This is a genomic window from Streptomyces atroolivaceus, from assembly GCF_000717025.1.
In the GTDB taxonomy this organism is placed as follows: domain Bacteria; phylum Actinomycetota; class Actinomycetes; order Streptomycetales; family Streptomycetaceae; genus Streptomyces; species Streptomyces atroolivaceus.
Window position 1 is genome coordinate 188,581 of record NZ_JNXG01000013.1, and the last position, 20,990, is coordinate 209,570.

General features: G+C 73.6%; 20 protein-coding genes and 2 pseudogenes. 6 read left to right on the plus strand and 16 right to left on the minus strand.

All coding sequences use genetic code 11. From position 1 onward, the window contains the following. Positions 1-331: 331 nt before the first annotated feature. Both OO67_RS23650 and OO67_RS23655 read right to left on the minus strand, forming a co-directional pair. Complete coding sequence (locus OO67_RS23650) at positions 332-1,684, minus strand: PucR family transcriptional regulator (protein WP_033303250.1); 1,353 nt, start codon at positions 1,682-1,684, stop codon at positions 332-334. A 127-nt stretch (positions 1,685-1,811) separates the two neighbouring features. Then, complete coding sequence (locus tag OO67_RS23655) at positions 1,812-4,613, minus strand: helix-turn-helix transcriptional regulator (RefSeq protein WP_382056370.1); 2,802 nt, start codon at positions 4,611-4,613, stop codon at positions 1,812-1,814. Between the two features lie 160 nt (positions 4,614-4,773). On the opposite strand from OO67_RS23655, the gene OO67_RS23660 reads away from it, so the two are divergent. Beyond that, a complete protein-coding gene (locus tag OO67_RS23660; protein ID WP_033303252.1) occupies positions 4,774-5,547 on the plus strand; it encodes an alpha/beta fold hydrolase in 774 nt (257 codons plus the stop codon). Between the two features lie 66 nt (positions 5,548-5,613). On the opposite strand, the pseudogene OO67_RS23665 reads toward OO67_RS23660, so the two are convergent. The 10 genes and pseudogenes from OO67_RS23665 to hisD all read right to left on the minus strand — a co-directional run bounded on the left by OO67_RS23665 (position 5,614) and on the right by hisD (position 13,155). Next, positions 5,614-6,253 (minus strand): annotated as a pseudogene (locus tag OO67_RS23665) (poly(ethylene terephthalate) hydrolase family protein). A 352-nt stretch (positions 6,254-6,605) separates the two neighbouring features. Further along, positions 6,606-7,192: pseudogene (locus OO67_RS23670) on the minus strand (poly(ethylene terephthalate) hydrolase family protein). A gap of 238 nt (positions 7,193-7,430) precedes the next feature. Continuing rightward, positions 7,431-8,186, minus strand: coding sequence for an imidazole glycerol phosphate synthase subunit HisF (gene hisF / locus OO67_RS23675; protein WP_033303253.1), 756 nt, complete (start codon positions 8,184-8,186; stop codon positions 7,431-7,433). Beyond that, positions 8,183-8,581 (minus strand): RidA family protein, encoded by a 399-nt coding sequence (locus OO67_RS23680; protein WP_033303254.1) that lies wholly within the window; start codon positions 8,579-8,581, stop codon positions 8,183-8,185. Before OO67_RS23680 ends, hisF begins: the two co-directional genes overlap by 4 nt. Further along, positions 8,578-9,303, minus strand: coding sequence for a bifunctional 1-(5-phosphoribosyl)-5-((5-phosphoribosylamino)methylideneamino)imidazole-4-carboxamide isomerase/phosphoribosylanthranilate isomerase PriA (gene priA / locus OO67_RS23685; protein ID WP_031099004.1), 726 nt, complete (start codon positions 9,301-9,303; stop codon positions 8,578-8,580). Before priA ends, OO67_RS23680 begins: the two co-directional genes overlap by 4 nt. Beyond that, on the minus strand, positions 9,303-9,944 hold the full coding sequence (hisH, locus tag OO67_RS23690; RefSeq protein WP_033303256.1) for an imidazole glycerol phosphate synthase subunit HisH: 642 nt from the start codon (positions 9,942-9,944) through the stop codon (positions 9,303-9,305). Before hisH ends, priA begins: the two co-directional genes overlap by 1 nt. Positions 9,945-9,954: 10 nt before the next feature. After that, positions 9,955-10,122, minus strand: coding sequence for a hypothetical protein (locus OO67_RS39095; protein ID WP_014045382.1), 168 nt, complete (start codon positions 10,120-10,122; stop codon positions 9,955-9,957). Beyond that, complete coding sequence (gene hisB, locus OO67_RS23700) at positions 10,119-10,712, minus strand: imidazoleglycerol-phosphate dehydratase HisB (RefSeq protein ID WP_031098999.1); 594 nt, start codon at positions 10,710-10,712, stop codon at positions 10,119-10,121. Before hisB ends, OO67_RS39095 begins: the two co-directional genes overlap by 4 nt. Then, positions 10,709-11,836 carry a histidinol-phosphate transaminase gene (locus OO67_RS23705; RefSeq protein ID WP_033303257.1) on the minus strand — a complete coding sequence of 376 codons (1,128 nt, stop codon included), beginning with the start codon at positions 11,834-11,836 and terminating at the stop codon, positions 10,709-10,711. The genes hisB and OO67_RS23705 overlap by 4 nt, the downstream gene beginning before the upstream one ends. Then, positions 11,833-13,155, minus strand: coding sequence for a histidinol dehydrogenase (hisD, locus tag OO67_RS23710; protein WP_033303258.1), 1,323 nt, complete (start codon positions 13,153-13,155; stop codon positions 11,833-11,835). Before hisD ends, OO67_RS23705 begins: the two co-directional genes overlap by 4 nt. A 160-nt stretch (positions 13,156-13,315) precedes the next feature. On the opposite strand from hisD, the gene OO67_RS23715 reads away from it, so the two are divergent. From OO67_RS23715 to OO67_RS23735, 5 genes are all read left to right on the plus strand, one after another. Beyond that, positions 13,316-14,917 carry a hypothetical protein gene (locus OO67_RS23715; RefSeq protein ID WP_033303260.1) on the plus strand — a complete coding sequence of 534 codons (1,602 nt, stop codon included), beginning with the start codon at positions 13,316-13,318 and terminating at the stop codon, positions 14,915-14,917. Between the two features lie 223 nt (positions 14,918-15,140). Continuing rightward, positions 15,141-16,175 carry a hypothetical protein gene (locus OO67_RS23720; RefSeq protein ID WP_033303262.1) on the plus strand — a complete coding sequence of 345 codons (1,035 nt, stop codon included), beginning with the start codon at positions 15,141-15,143 and terminating at the stop codon, positions 16,173-16,175. 11 nt (positions 16,176-16,186) lie between these two features. Then, a complete protein-coding gene (locus OO67_RS23725; protein ID WP_033303263.1) occupies positions 16,187-16,963 on the plus strand; it encodes an LON peptidase substrate-binding domain-containing protein in 777 nt (258 codons plus the stop codon). A 16-nt stretch (positions 16,964-16,979) separates the two neighbouring features. Continuing rightward, on the plus strand, positions 16,980-17,480 hold the full coding sequence (gene ybaK, locus OO67_RS23730; RefSeq protein ID WP_033303264.1) for a Cys-tRNA(Pro) deacylase: 501 nt from the start codon (positions 16,980-16,982) through the stop codon (positions 17,478-17,480). 76 nt (positions 17,481-17,556) lie between these two features. Beyond that, a complete protein-coding gene (locus OO67_RS23735; RefSeq protein ID WP_078598208.1) occupies positions 17,557-17,946 on the plus strand; it encodes a TraR/DksA family transcriptional regulator in 390 nt (129 codons plus the stop codon). Between the two features lie 30 nt (positions 17,947-17,976). Here OO67_RS23735 and OO67_RS39100 read toward each other — a convergent pair whose 3' ends face one another. From OO67_RS39100 to OO67_RS23750, 4 genes are all read right to left on the minus strand, one after another. Next, positions 17,977-18,150, minus strand: a complete 174-nt coding sequence (locus OO67_RS39100; RefSeq protein ID WP_167748671.1) for a hypothetical protein — start codon at positions 18,148-18,150, stop codon at positions 17,977-17,979. 169 nt (positions 18,151-18,319) lie between these two features. Then, positions 18,320-19,081, minus strand: a complete 762-nt coding sequence (locus OO67_RS23740) for a hypothetical protein (protein WP_033303265.1) — start codon at positions 19,079-19,081, stop codon at positions 18,320-18,322. Between the two features lie 4 nt (positions 19,082-19,085). Further along, the gene (locus tag OO67_RS23745; protein ID WP_033303267.1) at positions 19,086-19,934 is read right to left on the minus strand and encodes an ABC transporter permease; all 849 of its coding nucleotides are present in this window, start codon (positions 19,932-19,934) and stop codon (positions 19,086-19,088) included. 55 nt (positions 19,935-19,989) lie between these two features. Beyond that, entirely contained in the window at positions 19,990-20,973 is a 984-nt protein-coding gene (locus OO67_RS23750) for an ABC transporter ATP-binding protein (protein ID WP_078598197.1), read from the minus strand. Between the last annotated feature and the right edge of the window lie 17 nt (positions 20,974-20,990).

Below are 20,990 nucleotides of genomic sequence, written 5' to 3' on the forward strand. Positions count from 1 at the left end.
CCGGGGTACGGCTCTGCAAGGGGCAGCTGAAGGCATGCGGGCCATGGCACCAGCCGGGGCCCGGGCGGCACAGGGTGCGGCGGCGGGGCGCGGCGCCGGAACAGCCCGCCCGGCGCAGGAGTGTGCAGCCGCACAGTCACGGGGCCGCAGCGGCCCGGACGCGGCGGGCAGCCCGTCGAGCCCGCGCGGAGCCGGACGGAGTCCGGGGGAGATCGCGCGCCGGGGCCACGTGCGGGGAGCGGCGGAAAAGGGCGGGGAGAAGGCCCGCGCGGCAGCCGTCACCCGCGGGCCGGACCCCTCCGCCGCCAGCAGCCGCCGCGGACCGTCCCGCTCAGCCCGCCAGCAGCCGCCGCGCCGCCAGGGCCAGGGACACCTCGACCGCGTCCGACGGCCGGGTCAGGCAGCGCCCCGTCAGCTGCTCGAAGCGCCGCAGCCGGTTGAGCACGGTGTTGCGGTGGCAGTACAGCTTCGCCCCCGCCCGCTGTGCCGAGCCGTCCGAGTCCAGCCATGCGGTGAGCGTCTCGATGATCACGTCCCGGTCCGCGGGGTCGAGCCGGTCCAGCGGCCCGAGTACACGGTCGGCGAGTGCCGTTCCGAGGCCGGGTGAGGACACGACGAGCGCGGTGGGCAGGTGCTCGTCGAGCAGGATGGTGCCGCCTGACGCCGGGCAGGCCCGCAGCGCCGTCCCGGCGAGGCGCCGTGCGTCCCCGACGGAGGCGAGCCCGTCGACCACGGAGCTGATGCCGACGCGGGTTCCCGGAGGCGCCGTCAGGTCGTCGGCGAGTGCGGCGAGTTCGGTGGCGGAGGCCGCGGCGGGGCCGGGGGCGGGTGCGTTCTCCGTCTCGCCGTCGGCCCGTGGTTCCGCCTCGGCCGCCACCGGGGCCGCCCCCAGCGGCAGGATGGCGAGTTCGACGTCCCCCGCCGAGTGCCAGAGCGCGGCCGTGCCCTCGGGCAGGGCGAGCGGCGGGCGTCCGGTGCCGTGCGGGACGCGGCGGGCGCCGGCGACCGCGAGCACCGCGTACCGCCCCTGCACCGGAAGGCCCAGCATCACCGCGGCGTCCGGCAGGTCCGCGATCCGGGCGGTGCCGTCCAGGAGGGCCGCCGTCATCAGGCGCTGCTGGTTCTCACGGCGCCAGGAGAGCCGCCGCTCGGCCTGCCGGTAGGCCTCGGCCACCACGCCGCAGTGTTCGTCGACGAAGTTCCAGACGTCCGCAGCGACATGGACGAGGAGCCGGGTGTCCTCGGGGTGGCGGCGGGCCGTGTCGTCGACCAGGTCCTGCCAGACCATCGCCCCGCCCATCCGGAAGGCGTGCATGACCGCGTCGAGCGGTACGCCCTGCTCGGCCCGGCTCTCGCCGATCCACCGGGAGGTGCGGTGGGCGGCCTCCCGGAACTCCCGGGGCTGGATGAGGGAGGCGACGTTGTGCCGCAGTGAGTGGTGGACCTCCTGCCAGATCTCGGAAGGCTCGGTCTCCATCGCGGCGCGGTAGGCGGGTTCCTGCTCCCGCAGCGCCTCGACCAGCCGGTCCGTGAGCTCCGGCAGGGCCTCCAGCAGCCCGCGGGCCGCCCGGTGGAGCACCGCTACGGCCTCGCGGTCGGCCAGGGAGCGGGCGCGGTGCGGCAACGGTGATACGGGGGGCGGTCCGTGCAGCGCCCTGATCCGTGAACGTACGACCTGTGGCATGGCGGCCTCCACCGGGAATCGGCCGGCTGCGGTGTGGCCGGCCCCGGTGCGCGCCCGGCCCGGAATTGGGCGGGCGCACACCGATCGATCCTGACGACCGCAGAATGGCATACCGCCCGGTCGGTACCTAGAGGTCTGCGCGGTTCTTATCATCACGGTCCTGCAACCTCGCCCCGCCCCCGCGGTCCAGCAGCCTCGCGAGTTCGGTCCGGGACCGGACACCGAGTGCGGCGAAGACGTTGCGGAGATGGTGGTCGACCGTCCGCGGACTCACCGAGAGCCGCACCGCCACCTCGCGGTTGGTGGCGCCCTCCGCGACGCAGCGGGCGATCCGCTGCTGCTGCGGGGTCAGCCCGGCCAACGGGCCGGGGCCGCTCTGGTCCGGTACGTCCACCGCTTCCCCGGCGGCCCGCAGCTCCCCTCCCGCCCGCTCGGCCCAGACGCGCGCGGAGCAGCGTTCGAACGCCACCAGCGCGTCCCGCAGCGGGCCGCGGGCCTCACGGGTGCGGCGCAGACGGCGCAGCAGCTGGCCGTGGAGCAGCTGCGTACGGGCGCGCTCGAAGTCGCCGCCCGCACGGTCGTGGTGGGCGAGCGCCTCCTCGTACCGGGCCGCCGCCTCCTCGGGCGACGCCAGCAGGGCGCGGCAGCGGGCCAGCTGGGCGGGGACCTGGGGGTCGGTCGTCCTGGCGGTCCACAGGGTGAACTCCCTCAAAGCCGTGAGGAGTTCACCGGCTCCTTCGTCCGCGCGGCCGGACAGCACCATCGCCTCGATGTAGCACGGCACGGCGAGCATCCGGGTGGCGAAGTGTCCGGTCCCGGGGCCCGGCCTGACCAGCGGACGGAGCCGGGCCGCCGCCTCGCCCGGCCTCCCGGCCGCCAGGTCGGCACGGGCGACCGCCCAGGTGGCGAGCATGGCGGCCTGGGCCAGGCCGTGCGGTCCGGCCCCGGCCAGTGCGGCGTCGGCGTGGGCGGCGCACGCCTCCGCGGGCCCCTCCACCGAGGCGGCGAGCGCGAGCACGGCGTGCAGATGGGTGGCGGAGTTCCGCTGCCCGGTACGGCGGGCCGCGTGCAGCCCTTCCAGCGCGTGCGCCCGGGCCCTGGCGTGCTGACCGGCACGCAGTTCGGCGTAGGCGAGCTGTTCCAGGGCGTGCGGCAGCAGTGCCTCCGGCCCCCGCGTGCGTACGACGGCGAGTGCGCGGGCCCCCGCCCGGCAGGCCGCGTCGACCTCACCGAGCACCAGGGCCGAGGCTCCCGCCCGCAGGAGCTCGCCGGCGTCCTCGGCGCGGTCGGCGGAGTCCAGGCAGCACCTCAGGAGGGCGTGGCCACGGTCGGGGTGCCCGGCGAGCACGGCGCACATGCCGGCCCGGTACTGCGCCATGGACCGGTCGGCGGCGGCGACGGGGACACGGTTCATGGCGTCCAGGTACGCGATGGCGTCCCCCATGTCCCACGCCGCCTCCGCGGCGCCGAAGAGGGCGTCGAGCGTGCGGCGCGGGTCGTGCGGGGCGAGCAGCTCCGCCGCGGTCAGAAGGGCTTCACGGGCGTCGGCGGCGGGACCGTCGCGCAGGGCGAGCATGCCCCGCACGTAGGGCGTGGCGCCTCCGGCGAGGTGGGGGCCGACCCGGGCAAGCATGGCGCGGGCCCTGCCGGTGTCACCTGCCAGCCGCGCGTGCTCGGCGGCCGCGGTGAACCGTGCGGCGCGCAGGGCCTCGTCGGTGGAGAGCGCGGCGGCCCTGGCCAGTGCGGCCGAGCGTTCGCCGTGCGGGCGGGGGGCGACGGCCGCCGCCTCCAGTTGCCCGGCGAGGACGGCGTCCGGCCCGGGTGCGGCACAGGCCCGCTGGACGAGCGCCGGCAGGGGGGCCGGACCGGGCCCGGTGAGCAGCCCGGCGAGAAGCTCGTGCACGGCCCGGCGGCGGCCCGGGGCCGCCCGGTGCAGCACCGCGCGGCGGAGCAGCGGGTGGCTGAAGTGCACGCGGCTGCCCGCACGCTGGAGGGCTCCGGCGGTGCCGGCGGGCGCGAAGAGCACCCGGTCGAGGTGGGCGGTGGCCAGCCCGGCACGGGCGCCGGCCCGGAGCAGCAGGGCCGCGTCGGCACCGGCCCCGTCCGGCTCGTGCTCCTCCGCGGCCGCGGCCAGCAGGAGCAGGGTGTGGGTCTCGGGGGACAGACCGTCCAGATGCCCGGCGTGGGCGTCGAGGACGCTTTCGGCCCCGGGAAGCGGGTACGGCAGCGCGATGCGCCCCGCCAGCTGGCCGGGGGTGAGACGGCCGACCAGTCCGGCCAGCAGCCGGGGGTTCCCGGCCGCCTCGCGCAGGAGTTCGCTGCGTACGACGGGGTCGACGTCGGCGGTGCCGTCGGTGAGCCGGTCCAGGAGCGCGGTCGCCGCGTCGTCGTCGAGCGGGCCGAGTCGCAGCGCGGGCAGTCCGCCGAAGGCGGTCTCGTCGGCTGCGCCGATGACCACCGCGACCCGGCTGCCCGCGCCGAGTCTGCGGGCGGCGAACCCGAGGGCGGCACGGGAGTCGGGGTCCCAGGCGTGCGCGTCGTCCACGCAGACCAGCAGGGGCTGTTCGGCCCCCAGGTCCCGCAGCAGACCGAGCAGCCCGCCCGGGGAGATCCCGGAGCGCAGGATCGTGTCGGGGGCGACGGGCAGGGGGCCGGGCGCGGAGCAGAGCAGGGCGTGCAGTCCGCTGTAGGGCAGGCGCTGTTCGGCGGGGGCCGCGGCGGCGTACAGCACGGGGCCGCCGTGCCCTCCGAGGTAGTGGGCGGCGGCCTGCCGCAGCAGGGCGGTACGGCCGAGGCCGGGCGGCGAGGTCAGCACGAGCGCTCCGCCGTCCCCTGCTCGCAGCCGCGCCAACAAGGTTTCCAGGATGGCCAGTTCACCGCTGCGGCCGTACAGCCGGAGCGGACTGTGCACGGTCGTCGATGGGGTCACACTCTCACGTTACTTCCGCGTAAACAGCGTCGGAAGGCTCGCGTCCGCTCCCTGTTCCCGGCCGCCCCCGAGCGGTGCGGGCTCCCAACGGAACGGCGTCGGCGCTGTGCCGGGGCACAGTCCCGGCCCGTTCCGCAGCGGTCGCCCCTAACTTCGGTGCATGACTGGTGAATTGCGTACACACGACGGTTTGACCCTGCGTTACTGGTCCTGGTCGCGGGATCCGGACGACGCCCTGCCCCCGGTGGTGCTGCTGCACGGCTTCGCCGCGCACGCCCGGCTGAACTGGGAGGGCCCCGGCGTCGTCGAGGCGCTGGTGGCGCGGGGCCGGCGTGTGTACGCCCTGGACGCGCGGGGCCACGGCGAGTCGGACCGGCCGCACGACGACACGCACTACGGCGAGTCGCTGATGGCCCGTGACGTACGGCTGCTCATCGACCGCACCGGCGCGGACCACGTGCACGTCGCGGGCTATTCCATGGGCGCCGTGGTGGCGGTCCTGGCCGCGGCGCAGGACACGCGGATCAGCCGCCTCGTGGTGGGCGGGATAGGTGCCGGCGCGGTGGAGGTGGGAGGCCTGGACACCCGGGCGATGCCACCGGAGCTGGTCTCGGCCGCGCTGACGGCCGACGACGCGGCGGACGTGCCCGAACGGGCCCGGGGATTCAGGCTGCTGGCCGACGCCTCGGGCGCCGACCGTCACGCGCTGGCCGCGCAGATCCGGGCGGTGCACCGGGACGCGCTGCCGCTGGACCGGATCACGGTGCCCACGATGGTGCTGGCCGGCGAGAGCGATCCCCTGGCCGTGCGGCCCCGCGTACTGGCCGACGCGATCAGGGGTGCGGAGCTGGTCATGGTGCCCGGGGATCATCTGACGGCCGTGCGCGACCCGGGCTTCGCCGGGTCCCTCACCCGTTTCTTCGCCGAGGACTGAACGGCCCCGGCGGCACGAAGGGGCCGGACCGCGGTACGCGCGGTCCGGCCCCGGTCGCCCCCCGGATCAGTGCGGGCAGTTGCCCCGGTACTCCGCGATCGTCAGGCTGGCCGACGGGATCGGGCAGAGGAACTGCTCGTAGCGGGTGTCGTTGTCGATGAAGTCCGCGCCGACGATCAGCGTGGGGGTCCTCACCTCCGGCCACGTCTTGTCGAGGTTCCAGCCGGTCAGCGGGATCGCCGCCTTCAGCGAAGGCCGGTCCTTCGCGGCCTCGAGCGTGCCTCCGCCGCCCATGGAGTGGCCCATCACACCGAGCCGGGAGGAGTCGACCCGGCTCCGCACCGAACTGTCCTCGGTCAGGTAGTCCAGCGCGGCGAGCAACCGGCCCCAGCCAGGCGATGCTCGACTCGTAGGCGGTGAAGCCGGGCGAGATCACGACCGCGCCGAACGTGCCGTCCGAGGTGGACGTCGGGTAGTAGATCGTGCCGCCGCCGAAGCCTCTGACGAGCAGCGAGGACACGGACGTCTGTGACGTCGCGTACGAGCCACGGCTCGCCTCGATGCTCGAGTTGCTCGGCGCCGGGCCGCGCTCGTACGGGTTGTCGGCGGCCTGGGCTCCGCCGGGGACGAGCGCGGTGAGCAGACCGGCGGTCGCCACCGCGGCGGCCAGGGCGCCCTTGAAGGTGCGGGAGCGGCTCTTCGACATCCGGTGGCGGCGCGGGGAGATGTCGCCGGAGGGGAGGTGCGTCTGCACGGGGGTTCCTCTCGGTTGTGGCGGGACGGCATCGCGGCAGCCGGCGGCCCCGTCGTCCGGGGGCCTTCGGGTCGCACCGCGTCGGTTGCTCCGTCGTTCGTTGGCCTGCCGTCACTTTCGCGGTGCTTCCCCTGTGCGGGCATCGGCGAGATCGCCGGTCTTCGCTCCGGGCCGCGACCGTCCGGGACCGGCCCGCGTCAGCACGAGGTGGCCGGCCCGCGTCAGCACGAAGGGCCGGACCGCGTCAGCACGAAGGGCCGGACCGCGGTACGCGCGGTCCGGCCCCTGGTCCTCCCGGCAAGGATCAGTGCGGGCAGTTGCCCCGGTACTCCGCGATCGTCAGGCTGGCCGACGGGATCGGGCAGAGGAACTGCTCGTAGCGGGTGTCGTTGTCGATGAATTGTCGAGGTTCCAGCCGGTCAGCGGGATCGCCGCCTTCAGCGAGGGACGGTCCTTCGCGGCCTCGAGCGAGCCGCCGCCGCCCATGGAGTGGCCCATCACACCGAGCCGGGAGGAGTCGACCCGGCTCCGCACCGAACTGTCCTCGGTCAGGTAGTCCAGCGCGGCGAGCAACAGCCAGGCGATGCTCGACTGGTAGGCGGTGAAGCCGGGCGAGATCACGACCGCGCCGAACGTGCCGTCCGAGGTGGACGTCGGGTAGTAGATCGTGCCGCCGCCGAAGCCGCGGACGCTCAGTGAGGAGACGGAGGTCTGGGAGGTGGCGTACGAGCCGCGGCTCGCCTCGATGCTCGAGTTGCTCGGCGCCGGGCCGCGCTCGTACGGGTTGTCGGCGGCCTGGGCTCCGCCCGGGATCAGCGCCGTGACGAGACCGGCCGTCGCGGCCGCCGCGGCGACTGCGAGCTTGACGGTGCGGGAGCGGCTCTTCGACATCCGGTGGCGGCGCGGGGAGATGTCGCCGGAGGGGAGGTGCGTCTGCACGAGGGGGGATCCTCTCGGTTGTGGCGAACCACACCCGCGGCAGCCGGGGCCCGTCGTCCGGGGGCCTTCGGGGGAGCACCGCGTGGGGTGGCGCCGTCATTCGTTGACGGCGCCACTCTGGCGGCGCGCCCACCGCGCGGACATCGGCGAGATCGCCGGTCTTGGGGACCGGCGGTCTCCCTGACCGGGGTCAGCGAACGGGGTGTCCGGCCTCGCGCAGAGCGCCCTTGACCTCGGAGATCCGCAGGTCACCGAAGTGGAAGACGGACGCGGCGAGTACCGCGTCCGCGCCCGCACCGATGGCCGGTGGGAAGTCCGAAAGCCTGCCCGCACCGCCGGAGGCGATGACGGGGACGGTGACGTGGGCCCGTACCGCCTTGATCATCTCGGTGTCGTAGCCGTCCTTCGTGCCATCGGCGTCCATCGAGTTGAGCAGGATCTCGCCCGCGCCGAGCTCGGCGGCCCGGTGCGCCCACTCGACGGCGTCGATGCCGGTGCCCTTGCGTCCGCCGTGGGTCGTCACCTCGAAGGTGCCCTCGGGGGTGCGCCGGGCGTCGACGGAGAGCACGAGCACCTGGCGCCCGAACCGTTCGGCGATCTCGCGGATGAGGTCGGGGCGGGCGATGGCCGCGGTGTTGACCCCGACCTTGTCGGCCCCGGCGCGCAGCAGCTTGTCGACGTCGTCGGGGGTGCGGACCCCTCCCCCGACGGTGAGCGGGATGAAGACCTGCTCGGCGGTGCGGCGCACCACGTCGTACGTCGTCTCGCGGTCACCGCTGGAGGCGGTGATGTCGAGGAACGTCAGCTCGTCGGCGCCCTCGGCGTCGTACAGCTTCGCCATCTCGACCGGGTCGCCCGCGTCGCGCAGGTTCTGGAAGTTGACGCCCTTGACGACGCGGCCCTTGTCGACGTCCAGGCACGGGATGACCCGTACGGCGAGCGTCATCGTTCACCTGCCCGGTAGGCCTCGATCTCGACCTCGACGACCAGGGAGGGGTCGACGAGGCCGGACACGATGATCATGGAAGCGGCGGGGCGGACGTCGTCGAACAGCTCCTTGTGGGCACGGCCCACGTCGTCCACGTCCCGGGCGTGCGTGAGGTACATCCGGGTGCGGACGACGTCCTCACGGCCGAGCCCGACCTGCTTGAGGGCGTCGAACGCGACCTGGAAGGAGGCGACGGCCTGCTCGTACGGCCCGCCCGCGGAGATCTGGCCGTTGACCACCGACGTACAGCCGGAGACCAGGACGAGTCCGCCGGGGAGTTCCACCGCACGGGAGTAGCCGAACTTCTCCTCCCACGGGGCGCCCGAGGAGACGCGGCGTACGGAGTCCGTCATGCGGCGACCGCCTTCAGGGCCTCTTCGAGGGTGAACGCCTTCGCGTACAGCGCCTTGCCCACGATTGCTCCCTCGACGCCCTCCGGGACGAGCAGGGAGATCGCGCGCAGGTCGGCGAGCGAGGAGACGCCGCCGGAGGCCACGACGGGCTTGTCGGTGGCGGCGCAGACGTCCCGCAGGAGCGCGAGGTTGGGGCCCTGCAGAGTGCCGTCCTTGGCGATGTCGGTCACGACGTAGCGGGCGCAGCCCTCGGAGTCGAGGCGGGCGAGCGTCTCGTAGAGGTCGCCGCCGTCGCGGGTCCAGCCGCGGCCCCGCAGCGTGGTGCCCCGGACGTCGAGGCCGACGGCGATCTTGTCGCCGTGTTCGGCGATGACCTTGGCGACCCACTCGGGGGTCTCGAGGGCGGCGGTGCCGAGGTTGACCCGGCGGCAGCCGGTGGCGAGGGCGGCGGCGAGCGAGGCGTCGTCGCGGATGCCGCCGGAGAGCTCGACCTTGATGTCCATGGCGCCGGCCACTTCGGCGATCAGCGCGCGGTTGTCGCCGGTGCCGAACGCGGCGTCCAGGTCGACGAGGTGCAGCCACTCGGCGCCGGAGCTCTGCCAGGCGAGAGCCGCCTCGAGCGGGGAGCCGTAGGAGGTCTCGGAGCCGGATTCGCCGTGCACGAGGCGGACGGCCTGTCCGTCGCGGACGTCTACGGCGGGGAGCAGTTCAAGCTTCGGCATTACAGCGTCTCGATCCAGTTGGTCAGCAGCTGGGCGCCGGCATCGCCGGACTTCTCGGGGTGGAACTGGGTGGCCCACAGCGCGCCGTTCTCGACGGCGGCCACGAACCGCTCTCCGTGCGTGGACCAGGTGACCTTGGGGGCACGGATCTTGTCGTTGGTCACTTCGAGGGACCAGTCGTGCGCCGCGTAGGAGTGCACGAAGTAGTAGCGGGCCTCGGCGTCCAGGCCCGCGAAGAGCTGGGACCCCTCGGGGGCTTCGACGGTGTTCCAGCCCATGTGCGGCACGACGTCGGCCTTCAGCGGTCCGACGGTGCCGGGCCACTCGTCGAGGCCCTCCGTCTCGACGCCGTGCTCGATGCCGCGCTCGAACAGGATCTGCATGCCCACGCAGATGCCCATGACGGGACGGCCGCCCGAGAGCCTGCGGCCGATGATCCATTCGCCGCGTGCCTGCCTGAGACCCGCCATGCAGGCGGAGAAGGCGCCGACGCCGGGGACGAGCAGCCCGTCGGCGTTCATCGCGCGGTCGAAGTCGCGGGTGATCTCCACGTCCGCGCCGACGTGGGCGAGGGCCCGCTCGGCGGAACGCACGTTGCCGAAGCCGTAGTCGAAGACGACGACCTTCTTGCTTTCGCTCACAGTCCTGCCCTCAGTCCCAGATTCCCTGGATCCGCATGATGCCCGCTACCAGGCACATCACGGATCCGATCCCGAGAAGCACGACGACGCCCTTGGGCATCCCCTGCTTCCAGAAGGAGTAGACGCCGCCGGCCAGGAAGAGGCCGACGACGATCAGCACGGTGTTGAGGCCGGTCACAGGGCGCCCTTCGTGGACGGAAGGATCCCGGCTGCGCGCGGGTCGTGCTCGCTGGCGTAGCGCAGGGCGCGCGCGAGCGCCTTGAACTGGCACTCCACGATGTGGTGGGCGTTGCGGCCGTACGGGACGTGGACGTGCAGGGCGATCTGCGCCTGTGCGACGAAGGACTCCAGGATGTGCCGGGTCATCGTCGTGTCGTACTCGCCGATCATCGGCGCCATCTTCTCGGGCTCGGTGTGCACCAGGTACGGGCGGCCGGAGAGGTCGACGGTGACCTGGGCGAGCGACTCGTCCAGCGGGACGGTGCAGTTGCCGAAGCGGTAGATGCCGACCTTGTCGCCGAGCGCCTGCTTGAAGGCGGCGCCGAGCGCGAGGGCGGTGTCCTCGATCGTGTGGTGCGAGTCGATGTGCAGGTCGCCCTCGGTCTTGACCGTGAGGTCGAACAGGCCGTGGCGGCCGAGCTGGTCGAGCATGTGGTCGTAGAAGCCGACCCCGGTCGCGACATCGACCTTGCCGGTGCCGTCGAGGTTGATCTCGACGAGCACGGAGGTCTCCTTGGTGGTCCGCTCCACCCTGCCTACGCGGCTCATGCGTCGTGCTCCTTCTTCAGTTCGCGCACCGCATCGAGGAACGCGTCGTTCTCTTCCGGGGTTCCTGCGGAGACCCGCAGCCACCCCGGTACGCCGTTGTCCCGGACCAGGACGCCCCGGTCGAGGATCTGCTGCCAGGCGGTGTGGCTGTCGGCGAAGCGGCCGAACTGGACGAAGTTGGCGTCCGAGTCGGTGACGGCGAAGCCGAGCTCCCGCAGGCCGCCGACCAGCCGGTCGCGCTCACGCTTGAGCTGCGCGACGTACCCGAGCAGCGTATCGGTGTGTTCCAGGGCGGCGAGCGCGGTGGCCTGGGTGACGGAGGACAGGTGGTACGGCAGGCGCACCAGCTGGACGGCGTCGACGACCGCCGGATCGGCGGCGAGGTAGCCCAGGCGCAGGCCCGCGGCGCCGAACGCCTTGGACATGGTGCGCGAGAGCACCAGGTTGGGGCGGCCCTCGATCAGCGGGAGCAGCGAGGGGTGGTGGCTGAACTCGCCGTACGCCTCGTCGACGACGACCATCGACGGCCGGGCGGCCTGGGCGGCGTCGTACAGCGCGAGGACGGTGTCCGCGTCGACGGCGGTGCCGGTGGGGTTGTTGGGCGAGGTGATGAAGACCACCTCGGGACGGTGCTCGGCGATGGCCTTCCTCGCGGCCTCCACGTCGATCGTGAAGTCCTCGTTGCGCGGCCCGGAGATCCAGCCGGTGCCGGTGCCGCGTGCGATGAGGGCGTGCATCGAGTACGAGGGCTCGAAGCCGATCGCGGTGCGCCCGGGGCCGCCGAAGGTCTGCAGCAGCTGCTGGAGGACCTCGTTGGATCCGTTGGCCGCCCAGACGTTGGTGTACCCGACTCCGTGCCCGGCGGTGCGGGTGAGGTAGCGGGCGAGTTCGGTGCGGAGCTCCACGGCGTCGCGGTCGGGGTAACGGTTGAGGTTCCGGGCGGCCTCGCGGACACGCTCGGCGATGCGGTCGACGAGCGCGTCGGGGAGCGGGTAGGGGTTCTCGTTGGTGTTCAGCCGGACCGGTACGTCGAGCTGGGGCGCACCGTACGGGGACTGGCCACGCAACTCGTCGCGGATCGGGAGGTCGTCCCAGGCGTTGCGCGTGGTGCTGTCGTTGCTCACTGCTGCGGAACCTTCCAGCCGAACCTGGCCTTGAGCGCGGCGCCGTGGGCGGGGAGGTCCTCCGCCTCGGCCAGGGTCACCACGTGGTGGGTGACCTCGGCGAGCGCGTCGCGGGTGTAGTCGACGATGTGGATGCCGCGCAGGAAGGACTGCACCGACAGGCCCGAGGAGTGGCAGGCGCAGCCGCCGGTGGGCAGGACGTGGTTGGAGCCGGCGCAGTAGTCGCCGAGGGAGACCGGCGACCAGGGGCCGACGAAGACCGCACCCGCGTTGCGGACCCGGCCGGCGACGGCGGCGGCGTTCTCCGTCTGGATCTCCAGGTGCTCGGCGGCGTACGCGTCGACGACCTTGAGGCCGTCCTCCAGGTCGTTGACCAGGACGATCGCGGACTGACGGCCGGACAGCGCGGGCTCGATCCGGTCGGTGACGTGCCGGGTCGCGGCGACCTGCGGCTTCAGCTCGGCCTCGGTGGCGGCGGCCAGCTCCTCGGAGTCGGTGACGAGCACCGCGGCGGCCATCGGGTCGTGCTCGGCCTGGCTGATCAGGTCGGCGGCGACGTGCACCGGGTCGGCGCTCGCGTCGGCGAGGATCGCGATCTCGGTGGGCCCCGCCTCGGCGTCGATGCCGATGCGGCCCTTGAGGAGGCGCTTGGCCGCGGCGACGTAGATGTTTCCGGGTCCGGTGACGAGGTTGACGGGCAGGCAGTCCTCGGTTCCGTACGCGAACATCGCGACGGCCTGGGCGCCACCGGCGGCGTACACCTCGTCGACGCCGAGGAGGGCGCAGGCGGCCAGGATCGTGGGGTGCGGCAGTCCGCCGAACTCCTTCTGCGGCGGGGAGGAGACGGCGATGCCCTCGACGCCGGCCTCCTGGGCGGGGACGACGTTCATGACCACGGACGAGGGGTAGACCGAGCGTCCGCCGGGGACGTAGAGGCCGACGCGCTCGACCGGCACCCACTTCTCGGTGACGGTGCCGCCCGGGACGACCTGGGTCGTGTGCGTGGTGCGGCGCTGCTCACGGTGGACGAGGCGGGCGCGGCGGATCGACTCCTCCAGGGCGGCGCGCACGGCGGGATCGAGCGCCTCCAGGGCCTCGGTGATCGCACGGGCGGGAACCCGGATGGAGTCCAGCCGCACCCCGTCGAACTTCTCTCCCCAGTCGATCACTGCCGCGGAGCCACGATGGCGTACGTCCTCGCAGATGGGCCGCACCGTCTCCAGGGCGGCTTCCACGTCGAACTCGGCACGGGGCAGCAGGTCGCGAAGGTCGCCGCCCTCGGGGAGGGCGGTGCCGCGCAGATCGATTCGAGAGATCACACCGCAATTCTCTCAGACCGTTTCCGGCCTCCGGTCGTCCGTATCACTGGCTGATACATGTCCCGGCTGTCACTGCTGACCGTTAGCTTTCACACGGTCACACAGAGGGAAGAACGACTGTACGAAGCGCGGGACAGAACGCGCAGGCGGAGGTGAGGCAGTGACCGAACCGCACGACGGCGAGATCCCCGACGGGCTCAGTGCCGCGGAGCTGGGTATGTGGCAGTCCTTCCGGAACGGCACCACCTACGATCTGCGCTCCCACGATCCGGTCCGCGACGACCCGTTCGCCCCGCACGGCTGGGGGCCGGAGCGGAGCGTCGGCGCCCGGACGGTGGCGCGGCTGCTGCTCAGCGGTCCGCCGGCGCGGCCGGGCCGGGTGGCCGCGCTGAAGCTCAGGGGCGTCCGCATCACGGGGAAGCTGGATCTGGCGGGCGGGCGCGTCTCGCCCTACGTGGAGCTGACGGGCTGCCGCTTCGAGCAGGAGGTGGTGCTGCCCGAATGCCATTTCACGACGCTGCGGATGGTGGGCTGCGCGGTGCCGAGGCTGGACGCGGCCCGGCTGCACACGGAGGGCGACCTCCATCTGCCGCGCTGCCGGATCGAGCGCGGTATCCGGCTGACCGACGCACAGATCGGCACGGACCTGCTGATCAACCAGCTCCGCGTCGGCCCCGACCGGCGCGGCCGTGCCTTCGTGGGCGACGGGATGTCGGTGGCGCAGGACCTGCAGGCCGAGATGATCGAGACGCTCGGCGAGCTGAGTCTGCGCGGGGCGAAGGTCGGCGGCTCGCTCAGCCTGCGCGGCAGCCGGCTGCGCGCCACGGACGGACGGCGGGCGCTGAACGCCCCGCAGCTGAGCGTGGAGCGCACGCTGTACATGACGGAGGCCTGGGTGAGCATCGACACGGGGAACCAGGGCACCACTCCCCCGTTCGGTGTGGCGCGCGGCGGCGGTCCGGCGCGCGGGACGCGGGCGCAGGTCTTCGAGTGCCGTGGCGCGGTGCGGCTCGACGACGGGCGGTTCGGGGACGCGGTGGACCTGCACAAGGCCCGGTTCGTGCTCGCCGACCGTGAGGAGCTGTCGCTGCGCCGGATCGTCACCCCCGAGCTGCGGTTCAACGCGGAGCGCCCCCGGGAGGGCCGGGTCGTGCTGAACGGCGCGAAGGTCGTCACCCTGATCGACGTGTCGAGCAGCTGGCCGGGCCCTGGCGGCCTGGCGATGGGCGGCTTCGTCTACGAGAACCTCGTCCCGTACGGACACTTCCCGCTGTCCCGGCGCCTGGAGTGGGTGCTGGCCGCGACCCCCGAGTACGTGCCGGAGCCGTACGAGCGCCTCGCGGCGGTGCTCCGCAGCTGCGGGGAGGACGCGGACGCCCGGGAGGTGCTGCTGGCCAAGCAGAGGCGCCGGCGCGAGACGCTGCCGCCCGCGGGACGGATCTGGGGCTACCTGCAGGACTGGACCGTCGCGTACGGCTACCGGCCGGGGCGCGCCCTGGTCTGGATGGCGGTGCTCTGGGCGGCGGGCGCGGTGGCCTTCTCCCAGTACCGCCCGGAGTCGATCAAGGGGGACGAGCATCCGCAGTGGAATCCCGCGCTGTACGCGCTGGACCTGCTGGTGCCGGTGATCAATCTCGGGCAGGACGGTTACTGGCTCCTGGAGGGGGGCTGGCAGTGGACGGCGGCGGCCCTGGTTCTGGTGGGATGGATACTGGCCACGACGGTGGCGGCGGGCGCGTCCCGGCTGCTGCGGCGCGGCTGACCGGCGCGCGGGGTCCCGCCCCGCCGGATCCCGCGCGGGCACAGCGATCGAATGGCTGGCCGAGCCCCGGCAGGACGGGCGGTAATCGGCAACGGAAAGGTCGGGAACGAGCCACCTACGGGCGTTTCCTTTGCCCTTTCTTGACCTCGCCGAGGGCAACCCTCCCACTCGCTACAGAAGCTTCACAGAGACCCTCTGGCGCGGCCCCCACCAGGGCTTTTCAATGGTCTGCACCATGGCTTTCCTCCGCGCACTGCTGAGCTCCGCGCGCACGTTCCGATACGGCCCCGGGCTGTCGGCCGGGCTGCCGGCGGACGACGCGGTGATGCTCGACGCCCCCGACGAGCGGCTCTCCCCCGCGTTGGTGGCGGCAGCCCTGGGCGACTTCGAACCCGCGGCCAAGCTCCTCGCCACCACGCGGGACGCCGCGGACTGGGAGACCCGCGACCGCACCCTGGCCCGGCTGGTCGCCTTCGCGCGCGGCCGGGACGACTGGCTCACCGGCTGGCTGGCCGCCGCCCCGCGCGACCCGGACGCCCTGCTCGTCAAGGCCGCCCTGGCGGTGCGCCGCGCGTGGGAGTCCCCCGCACACGCCGAGCTGCTGCGCGAGGTGGGCCCGCTGATCACCGCTGCGGCCGAGGCCGATCCCCGCGACCCGGTGCCGTGGCGGCTCGCGCTCGACCACGCCCGTGGCACGCACGCCACGCACACGGTCTTCGAATCGCTGTGGGAGCAGGCCGTACGCCGCTCCCCGCACCACTACGGCAGCCATGTCGCCGCCCTCCGGTACCTCTCGGCCGAGTGGTACGGATCCCACCGCGAATGCTTCGACTTCGCCGAGCGGGCGGCCGAGGACGCGGCCGGCGACTCCCTCGTGCAGGCTCTCCCCGTGCGCGCGGCCTTCGCACTGCTGCGGGACGAGAGGGCGGCCGCGCGGGCGAACTCCGTGCAAGGTGACCGGATCGACGCCGCCGCCGACCTCGCGATCAGGTTCTCCGCCGGTTTCCCGGCCGGTGATCCCTGGCCGGCGGAGGTCCGCAACCTCCTCGCCTACGTCCTGGTCGCACGGGGCCGCGCGGCCGAGGCGCTGGAGCAGTTCCGGCTGATCGGCCCGTACGCGACCTCGTTCCCTTGGGCGGTCGTCACCGGGGAGGCGCTCGGCGGCTTCCTCGACGCGCGGGCGGATGTCCGGCTCCGGGTGGCCTCTTCGACACCCCTGTGCGGGAGGCCGGAACACAGCGGGCTCCGCGGCCATTAGGCTTGGCCGTTGTGACCACCGCTCGCCTGCCCCTCTTCCCGCTGAACGCGGTGCTGTTCCCCGGCCTCGTGCTGCCGCTCAACGTCTTCGAGGAGCGTTATCGCGCCATGATGCGCGAGCTGCTCGAGATCGACGAGGACGAACCGCGCCGCTTCGTGGTGGTCGCGATCCGCGACGGCCGCGAGACCGCTCCGACGGCCACCGGGATGCCGGACACCCTCGCGGTCGCGCCTCCCGCGGAGCGGGCCCCGGCGGACGGCTTCGGACCCGATCCCCTCCAGACCTTCCACCGGGTCGGCTGCGTCGCGGAGGCGGCCAAGATCCGCGAGCGCGCCGACGGGAGCTACGAGGTCCTGGCGACCGGCACCACGCGGGTCAGGCTTCTCTCCGTCGACGCGAGCGGCCCGTTCCTCACGGCCGAGGTCGAGGAACTGCCCGAGGATCCGGGTGCCGCCGTGGGTGAGGACTCGCCCACGGACGAGGCGGGGGCTCTGGCGGAAGGTGTCCTGCGCGCCTTCCGCAGCTACCAGAAGCGGCTGGCCGGCGCGAGCGAGCGTTCCCTGACGACCGGTGCGGACCTGCCGGACGACCCGTCCGTCGTCTCCTACCTGGTGGCGGCCGCCGCCGTGCTCGACATCCCGTCGAAGCAGCGGCTGCTCCAGGCCCCGGACACCGCCACCCGGCTGCGTGAGGAACTGGCGCTCCTGCGCAAGGAGACCGCGGTCATCCGGCACCTCCCGTCGCTGCCGGCGATCGACCTCACCCGCGACCCCACGTACCCCAACTGACCCGAGGACCTGCCCGGTGGCGAAGAAGTCCAGGAAGCAGCAGCCCGGCGGCACCCCGGCCACGGTGGCTCTCACCGCGGCCGGCACGGACTTCACGGTCCACGCGTACGACCACGATCCCTCCTCCCCGTCCTACGGCGAGGAGGCGGCGGAAGCCCTCGGGGTCCGTGCCGACCGGGTGTTCAAGACCCTGGTCGCCGATGTCGACGGCGAACTGGTCGTCGCCGTCGTCCCCGTCGCCGGATCGCTCGACCTGAAGGCGCTGGCGTCGGCGGTGGGCGGCAAGCGGGCGGCCATGGCGGACCCGGCGGCCGCGGAACGCACCACGGGCTACGTGCGGGGCGGCATCTCTCCCCTGGGCCAGCGCAAGCGTCTGCGCACGGTGCTGGACGCGTCGGCCGCGTCGCACCCCACCATCTGCGTCTCGGCGGGCCGCCGCGGCCTGGAGGTCGAGCTGGCCGCCTCGGACCTGGCCACCCTCACCGGCGCGACCCTGGCCGAGATCGGCCGGGCGTAGCGGGAGGCGTCCGCGCGCGGCAGCGGTCGGGGAGGACGCGCGGAATGGGGATCCGGGCGCGACCGTTGTGTCACAGGTGAACGCGTTCTCTTCCCATGTGCCCGCCGGAGCGGACGGCCGCGCGGCCGTCCGCGAACGGCTGTTGGCGGAACGCGGGGGGACGGAGGCCCGGATCTCGGCCCTGCTCGGTGACTTCGACGGGATCGTCGAGGCGAACGCGCTGGTGGCGGTCGACGACGAGCACGACCCGGAGGGAGCCAGCACCGCCTTCGAGCGAGCCCATGTCGCCTCGCTGCTGGCTCAGGCCCGCAGCCACCTGGGTGAGGTGGACCGGGCGCTGGAGCGCCTGCGGCGAGGCGACTACGGGCGCTGCGAGGGCTGCGGTGAGCCGATCCCTCCGGGCCGTCTGGAGGTACGTCCGGCGGCGACGACCTGTGTGAGCTGCGCCGCGGGCGCACCGCACTGAACAGGTCCGGGCCGTTCCGGGGAGACGCGGTCAGCGCTTGAAGGCGTCCTTGGACTTCTCCTTGGTGCCCCGGCCCTTGCCACGGGCCTCCAGAGCCGCTCCCTTGGCCGCGGTGGTGTCGTCACCGGCCGCGTGGGCCACCTTGCGTACGGCCTTACCGACGACCTGCTCGGCCTTTGCCTTGGTCTTCTCTCCGGCGCTCATGTCGGTCCTTTCGTAGAGGTGCTCACCCGGTCGCCTGCCCCTCACCCCGGAGCGGAAACGGCCTGGAAGCAGAAAGGCGCCGGGAGGGACCGGACGGGGCCCGCGGGCCTGCGGCCGGAGGTTCCGGCCGCCCGGCCGTCGGCCCGGAGGCGGCGGACCGGGCGAACCGCTACGACCGGCCCGGCCCGGCCGGCGGCGTGCCGTCCCCGGCCCCGGGGCCCTCGGCCATGCCGGGTGACGGGCCGGACGCCTTCCCCGATCCCGGTGCGTCGTGGGGCGTCCCGTACGGGAACTCCCACTCGGGCTCGGGGTCCCGGGGCCCGAACAGAGCCGTCAGCCCCAGGTGGACGAGCATCGCCGCGACGGGCCAGGCGAGCACTGCCGCGCCCACGGCGTGCAGTTCCAGCGGCGCGTCGAAGGTGACCCCCTCGCCGACCTCCTTGGCATGGGCCACCACATCGGACGTCGGCCCGAACCAGGTGCCGATCCCCCATGCCAGCAGGGAGCCGAGCAGCCCGCCCAGGGCGAGCCCCACCACCAGAGGGATGCCTCCGCGCCTGCGGAAGAGGAAGACGGCGACGGCCGACACCAGTCCGAAGGCGAGCGCCAGCAGCACGAAGGTGCCGTCGGCCCCCATGGCCTCCTCGCCCTCACTGTTCTTGAGGAACACGGCGGTCTCGTCGGAGACGAGCGGCACCCGCGGCGCGAGCCAGAGCCAGAGCAGACCGAGGCCCACGCCCGCCACCGTGAGCACCGCTGCGATCGCCGCGCCCTGCCGGAGCTCCGCGCGTCGCTCGTCCGCGTCCGGCTGCTCACCGGGCAGGAGGTGTGACCCGGACGGCGGGGCCTGCCACGGGTCGTTCGGCTGGGGCTGGTGCGGCGGCGTCAACGGTGCGGTCACGGTGCCATCGTGCCAGGCCGACGTGCGCACCGCCTCACCGGACCGCCGCCCGCCGGTACGCCCACGTGGCCACGGCGAGCGAGAGCACACCGACCGCCGCGCACACCGCGAGGTCGAGTGCGACGACGGCCCAGTCGGGGTGGGCGTCGAAGGACCGGGACAGCGCCTCGACCCCGTAGGTCGAGGGAAGCAGATCACGCGCCCAGCCGATCGGCCCGGGAAGCCGCTCCGCCGGCAGCACGCCGAGAAGCAGCGCGGCCGACATGCCCAGCTGGCCGAGCAGCGTCGCCAGCTCCTGCCTCGGCGCCAGCAGCCCCAGCGCCGCGCCCAGCCCGGAAAGAGCGGCCCCGGAGAGCGGGACGACGGCGACGAGCACCCACAGATGCGTCATCGGGAGCCCGAACAGCACGCTGCCCGTCACGGCCGTGACGATGGTGCCGGGCACGGTGAACGAGGCGTAGGCCCCGGCCGCCCCCAGCACCACGGCGGCGGGCGGAACCGGCAGCGTGGCGTAGTGGTCGAGCCCGCCGCCGGCCCGGAGCTGGCCGAAGTACTGGGCGAGGAGATTCAGCGCCACGAAGGCCACGACCAGCACGCTGGACCCGGCGACGACGGCCCGTGCCTCCGACCCGCCGTCGACGACCCCGCGCATCAGGACCATGATCCCGACGGACTGGAAGGTCGCGACGAAGAGCAGGGGGATCCGCGCGACCCTCGCCCGCGACAGCTGCGCCCGGTAGACGGCGGCAAGCGACGGAAGCAGTCCGGCCCGCGGCGCGAGGGCCGCGGGGACGGTGCGGGCGGGCCGGCCGGTGCCCGCCGCGGGGGTCCTCACCTCCGGCCCGGTCACCTGCGCGGACTCCGTGGGAACGATGCTCGTCACTTGGCAGTGCTCCCGTTCGACTCCGTCACGTATCCCGACACCCTCACCGTCCTGATCACGCTTTCACCAGCCCCTCGCCGGCCCTGGCGGCGTCCCCGCCGAGCGCCAGGTAGACGTCCTCCAGACTGGGCGTGGCCAGCGTGAAGTCGTCGAGCGAGGAGAAGGCCGCCCCGCCGGTCACCGCGGCCACCGCGGCCCGCGCCTCGTCCGGTCCGAGCCGCAGCACCCATGTGCGCCCCGACTCCTGGGCGGACTCACGGAGCGCGGCCACCTCCGGGACGTCGAGGGGCGCGCGCTCGCGCCACACCAGCTCGACCCGGACATCGCCGGCGACCCGCTCCTTGAGCCCGGCCGGTGTGTCACAGGCGATGACCTTGCCGCGTTCCATGACGGCCACCCGGTCCAGGACCGTCTCGGCCTCGATGACGTTGTGGGTCACCAGCAGCACGGTCGCCCCGTTCTCGGCCCTCCGCCGGTCGACGGCGGACCATACGGAGCGCCTGGCCACGGGGTCCATTCCGGTCGTCGGCTCGTCCAGCACCAGGACGGACCGCTCGCCGACCAGCGTCGCGGCGAAACAGGCGAGCCGCCGCTGCCCGCCGGACAGCTTCTTCAGCGGGCGCCCGGCGAGCCCGGTGATGCCGAGCTCCTCCAGCACCTCGTCGCGCGCCGCGCGAGCCGCCCGTGCCGGCAGACCCCTGAGCCGTCCGGTGGTCTCCGCGGCGAGCGACACCGTCAGTTCGTCGAGGGCGGTCGACTCCTGGCCGAGATAGCCGATGAGCCGCGAGGCCCGTTCGGGGTGGCGCACGAGATCGTGTCCCAGCACCTCGACGCTCCCGGAGTCGGGGCGCATCAGTCCGGTGAGCTGGCGGACGAGCGTGGACTTGCCCGCGCCGTTGGGTCCGAGCAGTCCGAAGATCTCTCCGCGCCGGACATCGAGGCACACCCCGTCGGTGGCGCGCACCTCGGGGGTGGCGGCGCGGCCGCGTCGGCCGCGGACGGCGGGGTAGGTCTTGACCAGATCACGCACCGCGCACACGGTCCCGGTCCCGGTCT